Annotated in this window: 5 protein-coding genes; 2 read left to right on the top strand and 3 right to left on the bottom strand. The window is 40.1% G+C overall.

The window, feature by feature from the left end:
* Nucleotides 1–137 precede the first annotated feature (137 nt).
* From RRG12_RS42490 to RRG12_RS42480, 3 genes are all read right to left on the bottom strand, one after another.
* Nucleotides 138–818: a hypothetical protein gene (locus RRG12_RS42490; protein ID WP_420763241.1), complete on the bottom strand. Its 681-nt coding sequence runs from the start codon at nt 816–818 to the stop codon at nt 138–140.
* 183 nt (nt 819–1,001) lie between these two features.
* Nucleotides 1,002–1,745 (bottom strand): hypothetical protein, encoded by a 744-nt coding sequence (locus RRG12_RS42485; protein WP_420761557.1) that lies wholly within the window; start codon nt 1,743–1,745, stop codon nt 1,002–1,004.
* Between the two features lie 2 nt (nt 1,746–1,747).
* On the bottom strand, nt 1,748–2,161 hold the full coding sequence (locus tag RRG12_RS42480) for a hypothetical protein (protein ID WP_420761558.1): 414 nt from the start codon (nt 2,159–2,161) through the stop codon (nt 1,748–1,750).
* Between the two features lie 109 nt (nt 2,162–2,270).
* Here RRG12_RS42480 and RRG12_RS42475 point away from each other — a divergent pair, with 109 nt between their 5' ends.
* Together RRG12_RS42475 and RRG12_RS42470 are read left to right on the top strand one after the other, a co-directional pair.
* On the top strand, nt 2,271–2,525 hold the full coding sequence (locus RRG12_RS42475) for a helix-turn-helix domain-containing protein (protein WP_292788834.1): 255 nt from the start codon (nt 2,271–2,273) through the stop codon (nt 2,523–2,525).
* A gap of 34 nt (nt 2,526–2,559) precedes the next feature.
* A complete protein-coding gene (locus tag RRG12_RS42470) occupies nt 2,560–2,775 on the top strand; it encodes a hypothetical protein (protein WP_420761559.1) in 216 nt (71 codons plus the stop codon).
* The last annotated feature ends 137 nt before the right edge of the window (nt 2,776–2,912 follow it).

Below are 2,912 nucleotides of genomic sequence, written 5' to 3'. Positions count from 1 at the left end.
TTTGTTTGACGCCGGAATGATATCATGATCCAATTTGTTGGCTAATGCATCATTATGGGGTGGTAACATGAGAATACAGAACTTGAATGAGAGGAATATCTTAGCAGTTTACTGTTTCTCAAATATTAGTTTTTGATTTAGAATCCTAACGCTGATTTAAGGGATATGAACTGCTCAGCTAACACCCCGCGCACTGTGTTAGGTTGATAGTTTTTCTGAGTTATCAAATCAAATCGGGCATCATCACCACGGTTTAAAGCTTCGTTAACTACCTTAGTTTTGTACGCCTCATCAGCCGATAGTTGCTTAATTCCTGGCCTGTTTGTTTGGTCAATTAAATTAGCTTGATTGTCAACCCCAACAAGATAAGCATCTATATACCCTTTAATCTGGGTGTAGTTCATTTGGTAGTTATGACGCTGATTTTCAGTGTTCCGAGCATTTACGAATTCAGCTGCAAGCTCACTTCGTTTGTGACCATATTGAGCATTTGCAAGCGTGGCGTTCATCACTGCCTTGTCAATCTCGATCGCACTCTTCCCAGCATTTATCAGTACCTCGGAGATGGCTTTATTCTGAGCAGTCGTACCATTAATTATTTGGTGATAAGCTTCAGCAAGCTTAGGGGCGAACTCTGCTGAAAGCCTACCTTGTCGCGCTAATTCCCCAATCTTCTGAGCGCTGCTAACGTCGCCCATCATTGCGTTTGTAAAATCATCCAGACTTACACCAAATTTAGTCTTGAGAACTTGGCTAATTCTCCTTGCTTTGGGTGTGACATGATTTTTCAGTTTCAGTTGAGAATTATCTTTCACCATTTTGGTAATTCCTTGGGTATTTCCAAATATCGATTAGGATCAGCAAAATCTCTATGTTCCATCTGCCTAACCCTGCCTTGTGAAAATCTCCAGTCATCGTAGGCTTGCAGGGTAAATAGTAGGCTTGCAATGGTTAAGATGATTATTCCTACTCTCTTAGGGTTAAAGCTGATTGTGTAACATTTACCCTGTCTTACTGGGTAATGCGAATCTTGATAAGATATTGGCTTTTGAACTTTTGATATTTTGGCGGATACCTCCTATATCCGCTTTGACATTAGTTGAGAAGTTTTCTACTTTCTGATTTAACCTAGCCGCCCTATCTGCTATGTGCGAACGCACAACATCAGCATTGGTATCTAAGGTGCTCTCCGCCTCATTAAATCGATGATCTACATAGCCTTTAATGGCAGTCGTTACGCTGGTTAAAAAACTTGCATAATCATTGAAAACATCATCGAGATTATCGGCAACTAGCAAACACTCTTGTTCACTCAGTTCAAAACCCAGTGCTAGGGATTGAGTAGATACTAATGCTTGTTTGTCAGCATTGGTTACAGCTAGGGAATGACTAACTTCGGTGAGTTCTAGAGGTGCAATCACGTTTACTTCGTCCTCGTCATCGTCCTCTATTTCCTTATCCTCTAGTTCTTCCTCTGTAAAGGTTTCAGACTCTTGAAGCTTGGTTAGTTCTTGGACGGGAGGTTCATTTACTATCGGAGTGATCGCACTTACTGTTTGACTTAACTTATAGTTATTGGTGACAGACTTAATTACTTCTGCGCGAACATCACTATTCCACTCAGTCTGATGATTTGGGTATAGCTCTAAAATTTTAGACTCGATAACTGTTGCTGAAACTTCCAAACTATTATTTTTTAGAGTACGGCGGATAGAGTCTACTTTATTCTTCAGGTCTTTACTCATGGCTATTTATTCCTTGTGATTGCAGCGAAAAAGACAACTTTGGAAGCTTCAGCTAATGTGTATGCGTTTTGTCTGCCAAAATGCAATTCAGCTTTGTAGAAGAAATTGGCTAGCATCCGATCACCTACTTTTGGCTTTATCCTTCTGAGGATGACCAATAATTCTTCTCCGCTAAATTCATCTGTCGAGTCATGATTATCTTGAAATTCCTCAACTATCTTGATTGCTTTTTTTGTTAAAACAGTTCGCGGATATTGGGTTTTCAGCACTGCATAGCTTTGCACAGATTTAAGATTAAGTACTAATCCGGAGCGTTCTAACTCGCTCCTAACTTGCTTCCATCTTCTATTGTTCAAAGTCCCTGAAATCGTCTCAAAAGCATTTCTGTAATAATCTGGTTGACTTGATTCCTTCATAAGCAACGAAAACGTGATTTGCAATTCAACCCAAAATTACTGTACACTATCCGTAGACATAGGGCAACTGTTCGTAGACAAATAAAATATGATGATGTTGAGGAAATATATGGATCTATTAATTTTCGTGCAAGTGAAGCGAGTAGTTGAAATGGTTCGGGAGTTCCCAGGATTGGGCGACCGCATCAGAAAAGCGCGAGAGGGCGATGGTCGGTCATTGCTCCAAATATGCCGTGAATCAGGAGTCTCCAGGACTTACTGGTATCAACTGGAGAATGAGCAGATTTATGCAAGCGTAAGCGAGGAAGTAATCCGAAAAATCGAAGCCGCTCTTGGTATTGACTTGGGGGTAAATTTTGAATGAACTATCAGCTATGAACTATATATGCAAATTTTTTATGAATCCTAAGTTGCAAAATAGCGACAACGACAACGAAAAATCAATACTTCCAGCCCTGCGATCGCGCTTGGGCGCTTCATTTTCGGTGTCACCTATAGCAATTTTTGCGAATGTTAACTGTTCTGCGACACCTGCGACCTTTGCTGTGCTTGCATTACAGGCTGTGAAATATATCTGCAAGGCTATTTTTCAATTAAAAATCTTGGAATTCTAACAGTTTTAGTTTTGAAGTTACAAAACAAAATTAAACCCGGTCGTGCTGTCGTTACCAGCCACCGGGAGTACATCTACAAGGGTAAAATGCACAAAAATCATTCAACTGCTAGTCTAACATCTGAAAACATATCATTG

It is taken from the genome of Nostoc sp. CALU 546 (genome assembly GCF_048836525.1).
This window is presented reverse-complemented; position numbering and strand designations above follow the sequence as displayed.